Source organism: Arenibacterium sp. CAU 1754, from assembly GCF_054482635.1.
Map to the genome: position 1 here is coordinate 1034905 of NZ_JBTLRG010000001.1, position 17030 is coordinate 1051934.

The following is a 17030-nucleotide window of genomic DNA, read 5'->3' on the forward strand; positions in this document are numbered from 1 at the left end:
AACAGGGCAATCAGTTTGATCCGGATGAGTTGCATTGATTGATTTCGAAAACCTGCGCCGGGGGTGGTCCCTGTTGGACACGTCCGAAAAACGGGCCGCGCGCTGGGTACTCTTCCTCGGGCTGCTGGCCGCATTGGCCTCGGCCCTGATGGTGGGGTCCGTTTTCCCGTTTCTAACAGTCATTGCACGCCCTGAGGCGATCAGCGAAAATGCCACCTTGTCATGGGTGTATAATCGTTTCGGGTTTTCGTCGGCCTATGATTTCGCCGTCGCCCTCGGGGGCGTTTCGCTGTTGATCATCGTCTTGGCCAATGCGATCATGGTGCTCGACAGCTACTTCTTTGAGCGGTTTTCGGCGTTACGCACCCATTCGCTCAGCCAGCGGTTGCTGGGACGATATCTGGAGCAGCCGTACGAGTTTTTCCTGACCGTGCACTCAGACATGATGTCGACCAAGGTTCTGACCGAGGTCGAACATCTGGTCGAACTGTTCTATCGCCCGGCGGCCCGGCTCTGGACATCGACGCTGTCTAGTATAGCCATAGGCGTCTTGCTGATCCAGGTAAATGCACGTGTGGCGGTTATGGCATTTCTGATCATCGGCGGGGCCTACATTGTCGTCTTCCTGCTCAGCCGGATGATTTTCAAGAAACTGGGCGAACAGCGCGCCCAGTCCAACGAGGAACGGTTCCGTATCACCAAAGAGGCGCTGGGCGGGATCAAGGGGATCAAGGTTCTGGGACGTGAGCGGGTCTACCTCGAGCGGTTTGTCGGCCCGTCGCGTGCAGTCGCCCAGGCAACGGCCCTGGCGCGCCATATTTCGATCCTGCCGCGCTTTGTCATCCAGGCCATCACCTTTGGCGGCGTCATTATCGTGCTGCTGATCCTGATGGATGCCACCTGGTTCGCGCCCAACGACAAATCCCTGGGCGACCTGGTGCCGCTGATGGGGGTCTTTGCCTTTGCCGGACAGCGTCTGATCCCGACCATGCAGATGCTGTTCACCTCGACCACCGAACTGCAATATAGCAAGGCCTTCGTTGACCGGGTCTATGACGAATTTGCGCGCCTGAAGGACACCAGCGGCCTGCCTGTCGAACTTGTCCCGCAGATGGGGCTGACCAATGAATTGCGGCTGAGCGATGTCACCTATTCCTATCCCAATGCGGAACGCCCGGGCCTGAACGGAATCGACCTGACGATCCATGCAGGGGAAAGCATCGGCATCGTCGGGACCACAGGGGCCGGCAAGACAACCCTCGTCGATCTGATCCTGTGCCTGCTGCGCCCGAATTCCGGAACAATATCGGTGGACGGCACCGAACTCACGGATGCCAACCTGCGCAACTGGCAAAGTTCAATTGGCTATGTCCCGCAGGACATCTTTCTGGCGGATGCCTCGATTGCCGAAAACATCGCTTTGGGCGTGCCCAAATCCAAAATCGACATGGCGCGCCTGGAACGGTCCGCCGCCATTGCCCGGCTGGACAGATTTGTTCAGACCGAATTGGCCAACGGGTATGACACCGAAATCGGTGAACGCGGCGTGCGTTTATCGGGCGGTCAGCGCCAGCGCATTGGTTTGGCCCGCGCCCTGTATCACGACACCGACCTGTTTGTGTTCGACGAGGCGACAAGTGCCCTGGACAACCAGACCGAACAGGAAGTGATGGCCGCCCTTCAGGCGCTGTCCGGCAGGAAAACCCTGCTCATCGTGGCCCACAGGCTGAGCACGATCAAATTCTGCGACCGGATCATTGTCATGGACCAGGGCCACATCGACGCAATCGACCGGTTCGATGCGCTGGCCGAAAACAACGCGATCCTCAAGACGCTACTCGCCGCAGGCGAAGGCACATCGGAAAAAACAGGCTGAGCACTGACGGCTCAGTCTTTCAAGGCGAATTCGCGCAACGCGTCCCGGTTGATCTCGATCCCCAGCCCCGGCCCGTCGGGGATGCGCACAACGCCCTTTTCATGTTCGATAGGGGTTTGGATGATGGCCTGCCGGAACGGGTTTGGGGTGCGGTCGAATTCAAGGATCGGATCGATTGCGCCGCGCCGGGGTGGATCGGGCAGCAAGGCGGCCATGAACTGAAGGCTGGCGGCGATTTGAATGGCGGTTCCCCAGACATGCGGCACCAGACGCACTCCGTGCAGCGCGGCCATATCGGCGACACGGCGCATTTCGGTAAAGCCGCCCGTGCCGCACAGATCGGGTTGGGCGATGTCGATCACCCGCGTTTCCAGCGGTTCCTTGAACCCGAACCGTCCGTGCCAGGTTTCGCCGCCGGCCACCGGGATCGGCTGGCCGTTTTTGACTGCGCGATAAGCGCCCAGCTGTTCGGGAATGACCGGCTCCTCGAACCAGTCGATATCATATTCGGCGGCCGCATTGCCAAGGCGGATCGCCTCAAGCACGTCATAGCCGTGGTTGGCATCGATCATCAGCCGCGCGTCAGGGCCGATCGCCTCACGCACCGCGCGGATCACGGTCAGGTCCTCGGTCACGCCGAAGCCGATCTTGATCTTGACCGCATGGAACCCGGCCGCCACATGGCCCGCGCATTCGGCGGCGTTATCGGTGACCCGGTCCACCCCGTCCCGGCGGAACGACCCGGTGGCGTAGGCGCGCACGGTTTCCCGCAACCGCCCGCCCAGCAGGACCGACACCGAAACGCCGAACGCCTTGCCCTTGATATCCCACAGAGCGATGTCGATGCCCGACAATGCGGTGACCGCCAAACCGCGCTGACCCTGATCGCGGAATAGGTTATAAAGTTCCTGCCACAGGATTTCCGTATCCAGCGGATTGCGCCCGATCAGATGCGGCGCATAGGCCTGAACGATGGCCGCATTCGGCAGCGCCGGTCCCAGGCACTCACCCCACCCCACCGTGCCGTCATCACAGCGAATTTCGACCAGAATATGCTGACGGCGCGTGAACCGCATCGAGGCGCTTTCGAACGCCGTTTCAAGCGGATGGTCGAGAATATGCGTATCAACTGCGATAATTTTCATGGCTCAGCCCACCCGGTGTGTCAGAGGTTCGCGGCCTTTTCTATCAGGTCGGCCAGCATTTGTGTTTCTTCTTCGGTGAGGTCCGACAAAGGCGTACGCACGGGACCGGCATCAAACCCGGCCAGCCGGACACCGGCCTTGATGGCCGATACGGCATATCCCTTTTGCCGGTCGCGGATCGTCATGAACGGATAGAAAAATTCCTTGAGGATGAATTCGCACCGCGCACGATCGCCGCCCCGCAAGGCGCGATAGAAATCCAGCGCTAGGTCGGGAACAAAGTTGAAAACCGCCGAGGAATAGGTCGTGAATCCCGCGCCGAGATAAGCTTCGGCAAAGAGTTCTGCGGTGGGCATGCCCCCCAGATAGGTCAGCCGGTCACCCATGCGCGCGGTGATCTGACGGACCAGCGCAATATCACCCGACCCGTCCTTGAACCCGATCAGATTCGGGCAGGTATCGCACAGCCGCTCAAGCGTGTCGGGCCGCAGGATAGCGTTGTCGCGGTTATAGACCATGACGCCGATCCTGACCGCGTCACAGACCGCTTTGACATGGGCGAACATCCCCTCCTGCGGGGCGTCGATCAGGTAATGGGGCAACAACAACAATCCATCCGCCCCTGCCGCTTCGGCGGCCTGCGCGATTTCAACGGCGATGCGGGTGCCATAGCCGCATCCCGCAACGATGGGCGTCGCGCCTGCGGCCTCTTTTGCCGTGCTTACGATGGACGGGATTTCATCCTGCGAGAGCGAAAAGAATTCGCCCGTGCCGCCGGCCGCGAAAAGGACGCTTGCGTCGTAGCCTGACAGCCAGCCGATATGGTCGCGATATGGCGCGGGGTTGAATGCACCGGAGTGATCGAAGGCCGTCACCGGAAACGACAGAAGACCTGCACCAAGCGCGGCTTTGACTTCCTGGGGATCCATCATCGTCTGTTCCTTTTCGCTGAAACCGGATTCATCGCGTTACTAATATCGAGGCCGAACGGGCAGTCAACACTTGTATGATAAGTTGACTATTTACGGCGCAACAACTGCCGATACCGCCGCTGCGCACCCTGTAGATGGCAGCGCATCGCGGCGCGCGCGCCCTCCTCGTCCCGCGCTGAAATCGCATCCGCAATTTGCCGGTGTTCGCCCTGCAACATGGCCAGATATTCGGGATCCATCGCCTCGCCTGCCCCCTTGTGTAGCCGGTCCCGGGGGATGGCGGCGCGGCCAAGCATTTCCAGAAACTCACCAAACCGCGGGTTGTTCGACGCCCCGGCAATCGCAACATGAAAGGCAAGGTCCGCCGCGCCCGTGGCACCCCCGTCTAAAAGCGCGCGCTCAAAGGCATCCAGCCGTTCGTAAATGGCATCTTCCTGAGCGGGCGAGCGCCGGACAGCTGCCAAGGCGGCGGCCTCGACCTCAATCGCCGTGCGCAGCTCCAGCATTTCAATGATCGAAGAAATGCTATCATAATCAATATTTTGGAACGGATTGGACCCCGGCGGCACACTGGCAAGGACAAACACCCCCGCGCCTTGGCGCGCCTCGACCAGACCATCGGCGCGCAGCGATGCAATCGCCTCGCGCACAACGGTCCTCGACACGCCATATTGCACCGTCAGCGCAGCCTCGCTTGGCAACTTCTCACCAATCGCGATCTCACCCGCAGCGATTGCGTCGCGCAATGCTTTTGCCAGACCAGCGACAAGGGTGGGCCTGTTTTGCGGGCGCTCCTTGGCGCGATTTCGGGTCTCGTGCTGGACCACGCCGGCACCTCCGTTCACATCCGATCGGTCAGCCGGGATCGGGTTCCACCAGCTGAATGTCAAGGGTTGAGACCCCGACACATTAAGAGTAGAAGCAACTTATCATACATGTTGGACGCAGTGCGAGAAGATTTCCACCTTGCGGCCAATGATTTCGACAGGAGCGCCCGATGCTGAAAAAGCTGCTGATCACCGGGGCCGCCGGCGGGCTGGGCCAGATCGCCCGGGCCGGTTTGACGGATATTGCCGAAACCCTGCGGCTAAGTGACATCGCCGACATGGCCCCCGCCGGTCCGGACATGGCCCCCGCCGGTCCGAACGAAGAGATTGTGCAGTGCGATCTGGGCGAGGCCGCCGCGGTCGACGCGCTGGTCAAAGGGTGCGACGGCATTCTGCATCTGGGCGGGATTTCGACCGAGAACACTTTCGAGCGCATCCTGAACGCCAATATCGTCGGTTTGCACAACCTTTACGAAGCCGCGCGCAAACATGGTCATCCGCGCATTTTCTTTGCCAGTTCCAACCATGTCGTCGGATTTTACCGGCAGGACGAATGGATCGACGGCAGCGCCGCTCATAAACCCGACAGCTGGTATGGGGTATCCAAATCCTATGGCGAGGCGGTGGCCCTGATGTATTTCCACAAATTCGGACAGGAAACCGCGATGGTGCGCATCGGGTCCTGCCTTGCGGAACCTGCCGATCATCGCATGCTGGCCACATGGCTGGCCCCCGAAGATTTCCTGAGCCTCTGTGCCCGCGTGTACGAGGCCCCGCGACTGGGCTGCCCGGTGATCTATGGCGTGTCGGACAATGACGCCAAATGGTGGGACAACGGGGCAGCCTCATATTTGGGTTGGCGCCCGAAGCACAGTTCGGCACAATTCGCCCGGAAAATGGCGGAAACCGTGCCCATCCCCGAAACGGATGACCCCGTATCAATGTGGCAGGGGGGAAAGTTCACCTCTGGCCCAATCATCAAGGAATAGACAATGCTGACAGGAAAACATTTGATTGCAGGCGACTGGGTTGCAGGGACATTGACCTTCCGGTCCGATCCCGCCCATGGCGAGGCGCATGATTTCGCGGTCGGCACGCCCGACCTGGTTGATCAGGCCTGCCAGGCAGCCGAAGAGTCGTTCTGGGATTTCAGCCAGACAACGCGCGCCCAGCGCGCCGCGCTGCTGAATGCGATTGCCGACGAGATCGACGCGCGCGGCGATGAGATCACGACCATCGGCTGTCAGGAAACCGGCCTGCCCGAGGCCCGGTTGATTGGCGAGCGCGGGCGCACATGCGGCCAGCTGCGCCTGTTTGCTGACCACATCCTTGAGGGCGCCTATCTGGATCGCCGCTACGACAAGGCCCTGCCGGATCGCGACCCCCTGCCCCGCCCCGATATCCGCATGATGCAGCGCCCCATCGGGCCGGTTGCGGTCTTTGGCGCCTCGAACTTTCCACTGGCGTTTTCGGTGGCCGGCGGTGATACGGCGGCCGCGCTGGCAGCCGGGTGCCCCGTGGTCGTCAAAGGCCACTCGGCGCATCCGGGCACCGGCGAAATCGTCGCTCAGGCCATCGTCGCCGCCGTCACCAAATGCGACATGCCGAAGGGCATCTTCAGCCTGATCCAGGGCGGCAAACGCGATGTGGGCCAGTCCCTTGTGCAGCATCCGCTGATCAAGGCCGTCGGCTTTACCGGCAGCCTTGCCGGTGGCCGCGCCTTGTTCGATCTTTGTGCGGCGCGCCCCGAACCCATCCCGTTCTTTGGCGAACTGGGGTCGGTCAACCCGATGTTCCTGTTGCCCAACGCAATGCGCGCCCGCGGCGACGAGATTGCCAAGGGATGGGCCGGGTCCCTGACCATGGGCGCCGGTCAGTTCTGTACCAACCCCGGGATCTGCGTGGTTCTTGAAGGGCCCGAGGCCGACACATTTGCCGAAACCGCCCGTGCGGCCCTGTCCGAGGTCGGCAAGCAGGTGATGCTGACCGACGGCATCGCCCATGCCTATCGGGATGGAGTCGAAAAAATATCGGGCGGTCCAGGTGTGCAGGATCTGCTGACCACGATGTGCGATCAGCGCGACGCGACGCCCTATCTGTTCCGCACCACCGGCGAAACCTGGCTGAACAACCACGCCCTGTCCGAAGAGGTGTTCGGCCCCCTCGGTCTGATCGTTGTGGCCCGCGACATGGACGAAATGTACCTGATCGCCAAAAGCCTGCAGGGGCAGCTGACCTGCACGCTCCATCTCGATGACGCGGACGCCGACGCCGGTCGCCGCCTGATGCCGGTACTGGAACGCAAGGCCGGGCGCGTGCTGGCGAACGGATTTCCGACGGGTGTCGAAGTCTGCGATGCGATGGTCCACGGCGGGCCTTACCCTGCCTCGACCAACTTTGGCGCGACATCGGTGGGCACGCTTTCGATCCGCCGGTTCCTGCGGCCCGTCAGCTATCAGAACATCCCGGCCAGCCTGCTGCCCGAAGACCTCGACATGTAAAATCCGCAAGATGACGTTGCACAAACGCGGCCCCGATCCGGGGCCGCGTTTATGTTCGAGGCTTACAAAAGTTTGCGAATACGGCTGACCGCCTCAAGGATGTTTTCGGTCGAATTCGCGTAGGAAAACCGCAGGAACCCTTCGCCCCAGGCCCCAAAGGATGTACCGGCCACGGTTGCGACCCCCGCCTCGTCCAAAAACCTGTCCTGCGCCTGTTTCGCGGTCAGGCCCGTGCCTTCGATATTCGGGAAGGCATAAAACGCCCCGCCCGCATCGGGGCAGCGCACGCCGGGCAGGCTGTTCAGTTCGCGCACGATGACCTCGCGGCGCTTGTCGAACTCGGCGACCATGTCGCGCACCGCGTCCTGCGGTCCGTTCAGGGCTTCGATCCCGGCAAACTGGGTTGCCGCGTTCACGCAGGAATGATCGTTGATGCACAGGCGCGTGACGTGATCGACGGCCGCATCGGGCCAGACCGCGTATCCCAGACGCCAGCCGGTCATCGCATAGGTCTTGGACCAGCCATCCAGCATGATCAGCCGGTCGCGGATTTCGGGATATTGCAGCAGGCTGACATGGTCGCGCCCGCCATAAAGCATGTTGGAATAGATCTCGTCCGACATCAGCGCCACATCGGGATGATCCATCAATCCGGCCACCAGCTTGTCGATCTCTTCCTTTGGCGTTACGCCGCCCGTCGGGTTGGCAGGGCTGTTGATGATGATCAGGCGGGTGCGGTCGGTGATCTGCGACAGGACCTCTTCGGCGGAGAAGGCAAACCCGTTTTCTTCCTTCAGCGCGATCGGAACCGGCGTTGCCCCCGAATATTTGATCACGGATTCATAGATTGGAAAGCCGGGGTTGGGATACATGATCTCTGCCCCCGGCTGCCCGAACATGAGAACGGCAAAGAACATGGTGGGCTTGCCGCCCGGAACGACGACCACGTTGTCCGGGTTCACCTCGACCCCGTGACGGCGGTTCAGGTCGGCGGCCACCGCCTCGCGCAGGGCGGGCAGACCGTTGGCGGGCGTGTACCCGTGATGCCCGTCACGCAGCGCCTTGATCCCGGCCTCGACGATGTTATCAGGCGTTTTGAAATCCGGCTGGCCAATGCCAAGGTTGATGATGTCCTTGCCCTGCGCCGCCAGTTGCTGGGCGCGGGCCAGAACGACAAAGGCGGATTCAGTTCCCAGTCGGGACAGGCTGTCGGCAAAGATCATTCGGGGTCTTCCTTTGTGCTGTTCCCACCGGTTTGCCGCGTCCGGCACCGGGGCGAATGGTTTGTCTGCGGCAAGCGGTCATGCTTCCAACAACCGTTTCTGGTCTTTCCGCATCTCGAAGATATCAAGATCGTCTTTAATCTCCACGTCGTCCAGCGTCACCACCTGATCGCGTTTCACGGGGCGTTTGAGGGTGACGTTATGGGCCAGCCCGATCGGCAGCGCATCAACGGCAGATGCTTTGGTCGCCGGAATAGCCTTGGCCCAGACCTTGAACCCGCCCTCGCCGTCCAGAACGTCGCCGGCGGCGAAATCGCCCTTGGCCGTCGCGACCGCATCGGCGCGATACCGGGTCGATGATCCGGTCGGCTCACCGCGCAGAACCGCCGACAGGACCGAAACGCTGGTTTCAAGCCCGATCAGGTGAAAGGGGCGCCACATGGACCCGTACCATCCCGATTTATCCGTCAGAAGGCCGTATTGCTGAAAACAGTCCCGGGTATAGGCGTTGGGCGCGCGGAACGTCACGAACATGCCGTACTGGATATTGTTGAGAACGACGCGTCCGTCGGGTTCGCGGCTGGCGGCGATATCGACCAGACCGGGTTTGGACAGTTGCCCGCCGTCGGATTGAGGTTTGAACACATTCGCCAAGTCCTGCAGGCCCGCCGGGTGAAAGGCAAGTCCATCGTCGGGGCAATCCAGCCCCGTCGCATTCGCAACAGCCGCCATTTCGATGGCCGCCTTGGTTCCGTCGGTGAAGGAGTTGTACATTTTCGGGTTGAAATCCCCTGCGGCGACTTCTTCCTCGCTCCACCCGAAATAGCCCCAGACCGTGTCCGGTGTCGAATAGCGGTAGGATGGGGCAAAGTTCATCCCCTTGCCCGCCGCGACCAGTTCAAAGCCACAGGAATGGACCCAATCGACCAACTCGCAAATCGCGGCAGGCTGGTCCCCGTAGGCCATGGAATAGACAACGCCCTGCTGCCTGGCCCGTTCGGCCAGGATGGGCCCACACAGCACGTCCGCCTCCACGTTCACCATGATCACATGTTTGCCGCTGTCGATGGCCGACGCCGCGTGCCGAATACCCGCAATCGGGTGTCCGGTAGCCTCGATAATGCATTCGATATCGGCGCAGTTGAACAGGTGGGTCGAATCCTCGGTCACATGGGTCCTGCCGGCGGTCACGGCCTCGGACAGGGACGATGCCGAAAAGCGGTCCGCCTCCCATCCGACGCGTTCCAGCGAGTCCTGCGCCTTGGCAACGTCAAGGTCGGCAATCCCCACGATATGATAGCCGGGGATGGTTTTCGCCTGCGCCAGGATCATCGAGCCGAATTTGCCGGCCCCGATCAGTCCGATGCGCACCGGATTGCCGGCGTTGTGGCGGGCCGCCAGCTTGGAGGAAAGGTTCATGTGAAAATTCTCCCTGAAACTTTCCGCTCAATCTAAGGCTGCGATCAGGTGCGCTCCATCATTATCTGCCCATTTACATTTAAGTAAAACTAAACAGCCCTTTAAGAATGATTTCTTGCCAAGCCCCCGCTCAGATGATGTTTTGCGCCAACCGTTTTGGGCGAAAAACGTACACGCTTATGTGGGAGACCCGGTTTGAAAACCTCAGCAGACAGTGCACTTTCGAACGTCAGCCTCGCACGACGGGCCTGGCAGATTCGGCGCAATGCCCTGCGCATGGGCGAAGTTCAGGGCCAGGGCTATATCGGTCAGGCACTAGGCGTGGCGGACGTTCTGGCCGTCACCTATTTCCACGCGTTGAGCTATCGCGCCGAGGACCCCGAGTGGGAAGGCCGCGACCGGTTTTACCTGTCCATCGGACATTATGCGATCGCGCTGTATTCGGCGATGATCGAGGCTGGCATTCTGCCTGAAAACGAACTTGAAACCTATGGCATGGACGATTCACGCATGCCGATGTCGGGCATGGCGGCCTATACGCCGGGGATGGAAATCACCGGTGGGTCGCTCGGTCATGGTCTGGGCATTGCTGTGGGTGCGGCATTGGGGCTGAAGCGCAAGAAAAACCCGGCCTTCATCTATAACATGTTGTCCGATGGCGAGTTGGGCGAAGGGTCAACCTGGGAGGCGGTCATGTCCGCCGTCCAGTGGAAGCTGGACAACCTGATCGCCATTGTCGATTTCAACAATCAGCAGGCCGATGGCCCCACGACACAGGCGCTGTCGCGCACACCCGACATTGATCGATGGACCGCATTTGGCTGGTACGCGCAAGAGGTCGACGGCAATGACATCGATGCGGTGGAGCAGGCGTTTGACGCGGCGCGCACCTGTCCCGACGAAAAACCGCGGGTGATCATCTGCAATACCAAGATGTGCAAGGGAATTCCGTTCCTGGAAGAACGGGACATCACCCACTTTATCCGGGTCGAGCCCGACGAATGGCAAAAGGCGCTGAACATTCTGGACGAGGAGATGCCACAATGAGCCACGAAGCCACCGCAGGACCCATGTCGCGTCGCAAGTCCAAGTACGCCCCACGCGGAACCGACACCCCCGATGGCGAACGCGTCGCAACATCGGCCATGATCGCATCGCTGGATTCCGAAGGGCGCGATACGATTGATGCACCTTTTGGCCACGCTCTGTGCAATCTGGCCAAAACCCGCGAGGATATCGTCGGCCTGACGGCGGACCTGTCGAAATACACCGACCTGCACGTGTTTTCCAAGGCATATCCGGATCGGTTCTATCAAATGGGCATGGCCGAACAGGTGATGATCTCGGCCGCGGCCGGGCTGGCGCGCGAAGGGTTCACGCCGTTTGCCACCACCTACGCGGTGTTCGCGTCGCGCCGGGCCTATGATTTCATCATCATGGCCATCGCCGAGGAAAACCTGCCGGTCAAGATCGTCTGTGCCCTGCCCGGCCTGACCACCGGCTATGGCCCCAGCCACCAGGCGACCGAGGATCTGGCGATCTTTCGCGGAATGCCGAACCTGACGATTGTCGATCCCTGCGATGCCACCGACATCGAACAGGCCACCGCAGCCATCGCCGACCACCCCGGTCCGGTCTACATGCGCCTTTTGCGCGGCAAGGTCGCCAATGTCCTGGGTGAATACGATTACAAATTCGAACTGGGCAAGGCGAAGCTTTTGCATGGTGGCAATGATGTTCTGTTCATCTCAAGCGGGCTGATGACGATGCGTGTGATCGATGCCGCCAAACGGTTGAAACAGGACGGCGTCGATTGTGCGGTCCTCCATTGCCCGACGATCAAACCGCTCGACCTCGAAACCATCAAGGCCGAGGCCGCCAGAAAGGGACGCCTTGTCGTCACCGCCGAGAACCACAGCGTCGTCGGCGGATTGGGCGAGGCTGTCGCAGCCGGGCTGATGCGCGCGGGCGTGCACGTCCCATTCCGCCAGATCGGTCTTCCGGATGAATTCCTCGATGCCGGCGCGTTACCGACATTGCACGATCAATACGGCCTCTCTGTCGACGCCGTGACCGCCCAAGTCAAAGCCTGGCTGGATAGCTGAGGCCCGATCCGCACACACAGGGGTAGGATATGAAACTTCTCAAAGACAAAACCGCCATCATCACCGGCGCGGCAAGCGCGCGCGGATTGGGCAAGGCCACCGCCCGACTGTTCGCCAAACACGGTGCGCGCGTCGCGATTCTGGATCTCGACAGCAATCAGGCCGTCGCGGCGGCATCGGACCTCCCGGGCGAGGGACATCTGGGGTTGTCCTGCAACGTCACGGACAGGAAAGCCTGCGAAGAAGCCGCACACATCGCGACCGAGTTGTTCGGCCAGATCGATATTCTGGTCAATAACGCGGGCATCACCCAGCCCCTGAAAACCATGGATATCGCGCCGGAAAACTATGACGCCGTTCTCGACGTCAACCTGCGCGGGACCTTGTACATGAGCCAGTCGGTCATCCCGCACATGCGCGACCGCAAGACCGGCAAGATCGTCAACCTGTCCTCGGTTTCGGCCCAGCGTGGCGGCGGCATTTTCGGCGGGCCGCATTATTCGGCGGCCAAGGCTGGCATTTTGGGTCTGACCAAGGCGATGGCTCGCGAACTGGCACCCGATGGGATCCGCGTCAACGCGATCTGCCCGGGGTTCATCGCGACCGACATCACCGCCGGCAAGCTGACCCCGGACATGAAGGAAATGATCCTCGAAGGCATCCCAATGGGCCGCGCCGGAGAAGCGTCCGATGTGGCAGGATGTGCCTTGTTCCTGGCATCGGACCTGTCGGCCTATGTCACCGGATCCGAGCTGGACGTGAACGGCGGATCGCTGATCCACTAGGCCGGCAGGCTGAAAATGTCTCTTTGCGCCCGGGCGTCAAAAGCAGCAAAACGGACACGCGGCGCCCTTACCCGGTGCCGCGTGTCAGTTCACGATCCACGTCTATTTCATCGATGCTCATGCCATGCAGGCGGGTGATCTGTTCCACCGATTTCCGATGTGCCTCGGCTTGCCCCTCAAGCCAGTTCAGGAACAGGCGCACGGCGCGGCGGTTCAGATACCGCGGCGGGCAGATCACCCAATAGGCATCGAAACCGACAATCGGCAGTCCCGGCGTGACCGGCACCAGATTGCCCTTGGACACCTCGGCCTGCGCCAGCGCCAGCGATTCCAGAACCACACCGGCCCCATCGAGGGCAAGCTGAAGCGACATGGACGAGCGATCCATCAGAATGCTTTTGCGGTTCGCGCCCGTCGAAATCCCATTTCGATACAGCCAGTAATCCCACTGGCACATGGCGCGTGCGCTGTCGATCAGGCGGGCCCTGTCAAAAACCTCGTCCAAAGTTTCGGCAGATTGAAGCCCGCGCAGATAGTCCGGGTTGCACAGGGGCAGAACGTGATCCTTCACCACCGGTTGCACATAGTACCCCGACCAGTGCCCCGCCCCATAGCGGATATCGAGGTCCATCACCTCGCGGTCGAAATCGGTCGGGTCCGGGGCCGCATCGACACGCAGATCCCAATCGGGATGGGTTCTGACGAACCCCGACAGGCGCGGCCCAAGCCAGCGCACCCCGAAACTGGGCGTCACGCGCAGATTAAGACGGCGCGTTTCGTGGGTTTTGCCAAGATTGCTGCGCACTTCCTGCAACATGCGCAGGGCCGTTGAACTGGTCTGGAAAAGCTGTTCGCCCTCAAGTGTCAGGCTCAGTTGCCGACCATCGCGGCGAAACAGCTTGATCCCCATCTGCTGTTCCAACAGCTTGATCTGCTGGCTCACGGCCGAGGGGGACACCGACAGTTCCTCGGCCGCACGGCTGAGCGAGCCGCGCCGCGCGACAGCTTCGAAATACACAAAGGCATTGAGGTTCAGATTGCGTGACATGCGATCCGCCCTGGGACCAAGGGGACCAGAGCCGCGGTGCTGCGCGGCTCTGGCCCGGGGCTGTGATTATTCAGCGGCAACCGTTTCCTGCCGCTGCTCACCCAGTTTTTCGACACGGACGACCATGACATCGCCCGGTTTGAGAAAGCGTTGCGGGGACATGCCAAGGCCCACGCCCGACGGTGTGCCCGTGGCGATCAGGTCGCCGGGCAGAAGTTTCATGAACTGGCTCATGTAAGACACGATTTCGCGGACCGAAAAGATCATGTCGCTAGTGTTGGAGTTCTGAACGGTTTCCCCGTTCAGATCGAGACTGACCTTCAGCGCCTGCGGATCACCGACCTCATCCGCAGTCACAAGCCAGGGACCGGCCGGTCCGAATGTCGGGGCTGACTTGCCCTTGATCCACTGGCCGCCCTTCTCAATCTGGAATTCGCGTTCGGACACGTCGTTGATCGTGCAATAGCCGGCAACGTAATCCAACGCATCCTCTTTTGAGACATAGGACGCTTCCCGCCCGATCACCACGCCCAGTTCAACCTCCCAGTCCGACTTGGTTGAATTGCGCGGGATGATGACCGGATCGTATGGGCCCGACAGCGACGACGAGGCCTTGGAAAACAGGATCGGTTCGCTTGGCGCGGGCATGCCGCTTTCTTCTGCGTGTTTGGCATAGTTCAGACCGATGCAGTAGAAGTTGGGAACCGAAGCGACGCAGCTTCCGATCCGGCCCGGTTCGGCCACGACCGGCAGGCTGTCCGCGTCGATCGCGCGGAGCGCATTCAGCGCCTCGATCGAGACAGTTTGCCCGGCAAAATCGTCCACGTGGCCCGACAGATCCCGCACCTGACCGTTGTCGTCCAGCAATCCGGGCTTTTCCTGCCCCGCGGGGCCGAATCTCAGTAGTTTCATGTGGTTTTTTCCTAAGTTTTCTTTGGATTTTCAGATCAGCCCGATGTCACTTCGGCCTTGTCTTCGCTTTCGAAGAATTCTTCGACATTTATCAACAGATGTTCAAGATGATCGTCCAGCGCCGCCTGGGTGGCGGCCACGTCGCGGGCCTCGATACTGCGGATGATGGCCTCGTGCTGGCGCAGCACACGATCGCGGGAGCGTTTTTTCATCGCCGACAGGAACCGGGCCCGCCACAGGCGCGCGAGATAGGACATATGGGTCTCGGCCAGCGCCTCGTTATGGGATGCCTTGGCGATCGCGATATGAAAATTCATGTCCGCCTCGAACCGCTCCACATCATCCAGCTTGTCGTAGTTTTCCGCCAGATACCGCTCGCTCTTGCGAATTTCGGCAATTTCCTTGTCCGAAGCGCGCAGGCAGGCCAGCTTACCCGACAGCATCTCGAGCGCACTCAGGACGTCGATCGAATTGGACACCTCGGCAAGGCTGGGCTGGGCGACGATCGGGCTGCGCGCGGGGCGCAATTGTACCAGACCCTCCTTGGCCAGAATGCGAATCGCTTCTCGCATCGGCGTGCGGCTCACCCCAAGGTCCGACGCATTGTCGCGTTCTTTGATGGAAGCACCGGGTTGAAGCTTGCCCTGCAAAATGTCCCGGCGGAGTTGTTGGGCAATTTGCTCGGGTAGATTCTGTTCCGCCATTCTTTTGCCTTCTACTCTATTTTGCAGGGCCTTAGCACGTCATCGGCGCGATGTGCAAAACGCCTCCGCCAAATGAGGCTTCCTGATTTCGGGCATGCCAAAAGGAATTTTTCCTAAATTTGGTATACCAAAACTCGTTGATTGTCGAGCCGCCGTTTGGTAGCGTCCGGCAGGATGGTATACCATCTCTCAATGTGCGCTGGAGGGCGTGCGGAACACGAAGGCGGGTATTAGCCGCCTAGGGAGGAAATATAATGAAACTGACCTCAATTCTCACCACCGCTGCGGCGGCCGCGATGATGGCCGGCACGGCGATGGCCCAGGATGTTACCCTGCGCATCCAGACACATTATGCGACCGAGCACCCGACCGGCAAAATGCTGGCAAACTGGGTCGACGACGTCCAGACAATGTCAGGCGGCGCGATCGCGATCGAGATGTTCTATTCGTCGTCGGTTGTGGCAACGACCGAAACCTTCGACGCGGCCATCAACGGCATCGTTGACTGCGATGCGACCGGTGGTGCCTACCAGACCGGCAAGAACCCCGCCTTCCAGTTCGTCGGCGACATCATGGGCGGCTATGACACACCGTGGCAGCAGTATAGCTGGCTCTATTACGGTGGCGGCTACGACGCAGCTCAAGAGCTCTACAATGCTCAGAACATGCAGCTCATCGGCTGGGCCATCTACGGTCAGGAATCCTTCTCCTCCTCCAAGCCGCTGGCCGGCCCCGAGGACCTGAAAGGTTGGAAGTTCCGCTCCCCGCCGGGCATGGAAACCGAGATCTTCGAAAAAATGGGCGCGTCGCCCATCGTGATGGATTTCACCGAAATCTTCACCGCGCTGGAGACCGGTATCATCGACGGTGCCGATGCATCGGGCCTGGCCAACAACGTGGGCCTGGGTCTTTATGACATCGTGAAACACGCCACCTACCCCGGCTTTCATTCGATGCCGTCAGACCACCTGGCATGTAACAAGGACGTCTGGGACGGTCTGACCGAAACTCAGCGCCGTATCATCGAAACCGCATGGCAGAAACTCTCCTTCCAAATCGCGATGGCGAACGAGAAGGCCAACACCGAAGCTGCCGCTGCTCTGCAAGAGCAAGGTGTGACGCTCTATGCATGGTCGGCTGAAGACCGCAAAGCGTTCCGCGTCGCAGCCCAGGCTGCATGGGACGACTGGGCGACCCGTAGCCCGGAAGCCGGCGCGCTGGTGGAGAGCCACAAGACCTATCTGCGTCAGCTTGGCCTGATCAATTAATCAGAACGCATCGCACCGAAATCGGTGCGATTGCTTGAGATAAGAGGCGGGCGTCCTGCGTGGTGCCCGCCTCCACACAAACCAAAAACACAAAAATCATCAGGGCCGAACGAAGGCCCGACATCTTCGAGGGAGGATGGGGAATGGAGCATGAAAGCGTTTGGCTTGGGTCGCTTCGTAAGCCGGTTCGACAGGCAGCAGTGGCATTCACGGGGCTGACCCTCGTGATTTATGCATGGCTCGTACTCAACAATTTAATATCCGACGACGCGATCGGCATGCATG

At 60.6% G+C, this 17030-nt stretch carries 15 protein-coding genes; 7 read left to right on the plus strand and 8 right to left on the minus strand.

Annotation, left to right across the window (positions count from 1 at the left end):
- Window positions 1-34 precede the first annotated feature (34 nt).
- On the plus strand, window positions 35-1876 hold the full coding sequence (locus tag ACXYMO_RS04995; protein WP_458877554.1) for an ABC transporter ATP-binding protein: 1842 nt from the start codon (window positions 35-37) through the stop codon (window positions 1874-1876).
- Between the two features lie 11 nt (window positions 1877-1887).
- Here ACXYMO_RS04995 and ACXYMO_RS05000 read toward each other — a convergent pair whose 3' ends face one another.
- From ACXYMO_RS05000 to ACXYMO_RS05010, 3 genes are all read right to left on the minus strand, one after another.
- The gene (locus tag ACXYMO_RS05000) at window positions 1888-3021 is read right to left on the minus strand and encodes a mandelate racemase/muconate lactonizing enzyme family protein (RefSeq protein WP_458877555.1); all 1134 of its coding nucleotides are present in this window, start codon (window positions 3019-3021) and stop codon (window positions 1888-1890) included.
- Between the two features lie 20 nt (window positions 3022-3041).
- Window positions 3042-3950, minus strand: coding sequence for a 5-dehydro-4-deoxyglucarate dehydratase (kdgD, locus tag ACXYMO_RS05005; RefSeq protein WP_458877890.1), 909 nt, complete (start codon window positions 3948-3950; stop codon window positions 3042-3044).
- A gap of 89 nt (window positions 3951-4039) precedes the next feature.
- Window positions 4040-4843: a FadR/GntR family transcriptional regulator gene (locus ACXYMO_RS05010; protein ID WP_458877556.1), complete on the minus strand. Its 804-nt coding sequence runs from the start codon at window positions 4841-4843 to the stop codon at window positions 4040-4042.
- A gap of 107 nt (window positions 4844-4950) precedes the next feature.
- Here ACXYMO_RS05010 and ACXYMO_RS05015 point away from each other — a divergent pair, with 107 nt between their 5' ends.
- Both ACXYMO_RS05015 and ACXYMO_RS05020 read left to right on the plus strand, forming a co-directional pair.
- Complete coding sequence (locus ACXYMO_RS05015) at window positions 4951-5769, plus strand: NAD-dependent epimerase/dehydratase family protein (protein WP_458877557.1); 819 nt, start codon at window positions 4951-4953, stop codon at window positions 5767-5769.
- A gap of 3 nt (window positions 5770-5772) precedes the next feature.
- Window positions 5773-7281 carry an aldehyde dehydrogenase (NADP(+)) gene (locus tag ACXYMO_RS05020; RefSeq protein WP_458877558.1) on the plus strand — a complete coding sequence of 503 codons (1509 nt, stop codon included), beginning with the start codon at window positions 5773-5775 and terminating at the stop codon, window positions 7279-7281.
- A 62-nt stretch (window positions 7282-7343) separates the two neighbouring features.
- Here the strand turns inward: ACXYMO_RS05020 and ACXYMO_RS05025 are convergent, their stop codons facing one another.
- Together ACXYMO_RS05025 and ACXYMO_RS05030 are read right to left on the minus strand one after the other, a co-directional pair.
- Complete coding sequence (locus ACXYMO_RS05025; protein WP_458877559.1) at window positions 7344-8504, minus strand: pyridoxal phosphate-dependent aminotransferase; 1161 nt, start codon at window positions 8502-8504, stop codon at window positions 7344-7346.
- Between the two features lie 78 nt (window positions 8505-8582).
- Window positions 8583-9923 carry an NAD(P)H-dependent oxidoreductase gene (locus ACXYMO_RS05030; protein WP_458877560.1) on the minus strand — a complete coding sequence of 447 codons (1341 nt, stop codon included), beginning with the start codon at window positions 9921-9923 and terminating at the stop codon, window positions 8583-8585.
- Window positions 9924-10199: 276 nt separating this feature from the next.
- Between ACXYMO_RS05030 and ACXYMO_RS05035 the strand changes: the two genes are divergently transcribed.
- From ACXYMO_RS05035 to ACXYMO_RS05045, 3 genes are read left to right on the plus strand one after another with little or no spacing between them, the layout of a single operon-like run.
- A complete protein-coding gene (locus tag ACXYMO_RS05035) occupies window positions 10200-10970 on the plus strand; it encodes a transketolase (protein WP_458877891.1) in 771 nt (256 codons plus the stop codon).
- Window positions 10967-12028 carry a transketolase family protein gene (locus ACXYMO_RS05040; RefSeq protein ID WP_458877561.1) on the plus strand — a complete coding sequence of 354 codons (1062 nt, stop codon included), beginning with the start codon at window positions 10967-10969 and terminating at the stop codon, window positions 12026-12028. The genes ACXYMO_RS05035 and ACXYMO_RS05040 overlap by 4 nt, the downstream gene beginning before the upstream one ends.
- Before the next feature lie 29 nt (window positions 12029-12057).
- Window positions 12058-12813 (plus strand): SDR family NAD(P)-dependent oxidoreductase, encoded by a 756-nt coding sequence (locus ACXYMO_RS05045; RefSeq protein ID WP_458877562.1) that lies wholly within the window; start codon window positions 12058-12060, stop codon window positions 12811-12813.
- A gap of 67 nt (window positions 12814-12880) precedes the next feature.
- Here ACXYMO_RS05045 and ACXYMO_RS05050 read toward each other — a convergent pair whose 3' ends face one another.
- The 3 genes from ACXYMO_RS05050 to ACXYMO_RS05060 form a co-directional block, all read right to left on the minus strand.
- Window positions 12881-13861: a LysR family transcriptional regulator gene (locus tag ACXYMO_RS05050; RefSeq protein ID WP_458877563.1), complete on the minus strand. Its 981-nt coding sequence runs from the start codon at window positions 13859-13861 to the stop codon at window positions 12881-12883.
- A 66-nt stretch (window positions 13862-13927) separates the two neighbouring features.
- A complete protein-coding gene (locus tag ACXYMO_RS05055) occupies window positions 13928-14773 on the minus strand; it encodes a fumarylacetoacetate hydrolase family protein (RefSeq protein ID WP_458877564.1) in 846 nt (281 codons plus the stop codon).
- Between the two features lie 35 nt (window positions 14774-14808).
- Window positions 14809-15477, minus strand: a complete 669-nt coding sequence (locus ACXYMO_RS05060; RefSeq protein ID WP_458877565.1) for a GntR family transcriptional regulator — start codon at window positions 15475-15477, stop codon at window positions 14809-14811.
- Between the two features lie 254 nt (window positions 15478-15731).
- On the opposite strand from ACXYMO_RS05060, the gene ACXYMO_RS05065 reads away from it, so the two are divergent.
- The gene (locus tag ACXYMO_RS05065) at window positions 15732-16745 is read left to right on the plus strand and encodes a TRAP transporter substrate-binding protein (RefSeq protein ID WP_458877566.1); all 1014 of its coding nucleotides are present in this window, start codon (window positions 15732-15734) and stop codon (window positions 16743-16745) included.
- The last annotated feature ends 285 nt before the right edge of the window (window positions 16746-17030 follow it).

Excerpts from the sequence above, each read along its gene's own strand:
- ACXYMO_RS05000 (WP_458877555.1), bottom strand. The coding sequence starts at position 3,021 with ATGAAAATTATCGCAGTTGATACGCATATTCTCGACCATCCGCTTGAA.
- kdgD (WP_458877890.1), bottom strand. The coding sequence starts at position 3,950 with ATGGATCCCCAGGAAGTCAAAGCCGCGCTTGGTGCAGGTCTTCTGTCG.
- ACXYMO_RS05015 (WP_458877557.1), top strand. The coding sequence starts at position 4,951 with ATGCTGAAAAAGCTGCTGATCACCGGGGCCGCCGGCGGGCTGGGCCAG.
- ACXYMO_RS05020 (WP_458877558.1), top strand. The coding sequence starts at position 5,773 with ATGCTGACAGGAAAACATTTGATTGCAGGCGACTGGGTTGCAGGGACA.
- ACXYMO_RS05025 (WP_458877559.1), bottom strand. The coding sequence starts at position 8,504 with ATGATCTTTGCCGACAGCCTGTCCCGACTGGGAACTGAATCCGCCTTT.
- ACXYMO_RS05030 (WP_458877560.1), bottom strand. The coding sequence starts at position 9,923 with ATGAACCTTTCCTCCAAGCTGGCGGCCCGCCACAACGCCGGCAATCCG.
- ACXYMO_RS05035 (WP_458877891.1), top strand. The coding sequence starts at position 10,200 with ATGGGCGAAGTTCAGGGCCAGGGCTATATCGGTCAGGCACTAGGCGTG.
- ACXYMO_RS05040 (WP_458877561.1), top strand. The coding sequence starts at position 10,967 with ATGAGCCACGAAGCCACCGCAGGACCCATGTCGCGTCGCAAGTCCAAG.
- ACXYMO_RS05045 (WP_458877562.1), top strand. The coding sequence starts at position 12,058 with ATGAAACTTCTCAAAGACAAAACCGCCATCATCACCGGCGCGGCAAGC.
- ACXYMO_RS05050 (WP_458877563.1), bottom strand. The coding sequence starts at position 13,861 with ATGTCACGCAATCTGAACCTCAATGCCTTTGTGTATTTCGAAGCTGTC.
- ACXYMO_RS05055 (WP_458877564.1), bottom strand. The coding sequence starts at position 14,773 with ATGAAACTACTGAGATTCGGCCCCGCGGGGCAGGAAAAGCCCGGATTG.
- ACXYMO_RS05060 (WP_458877565.1), bottom strand. The coding sequence starts at position 15,477 with ATGGCGGAACAGAATCTACCCGAGCAAATTGCCCAACAACTCCGCCGG.
- ACXYMO_RS05065 (WP_458877566.1), top strand. The coding sequence starts at position 15,732 with ATGAAACTGACCTCAATTCTCACCACCGCTGCGGCGGCCGCGATGATG.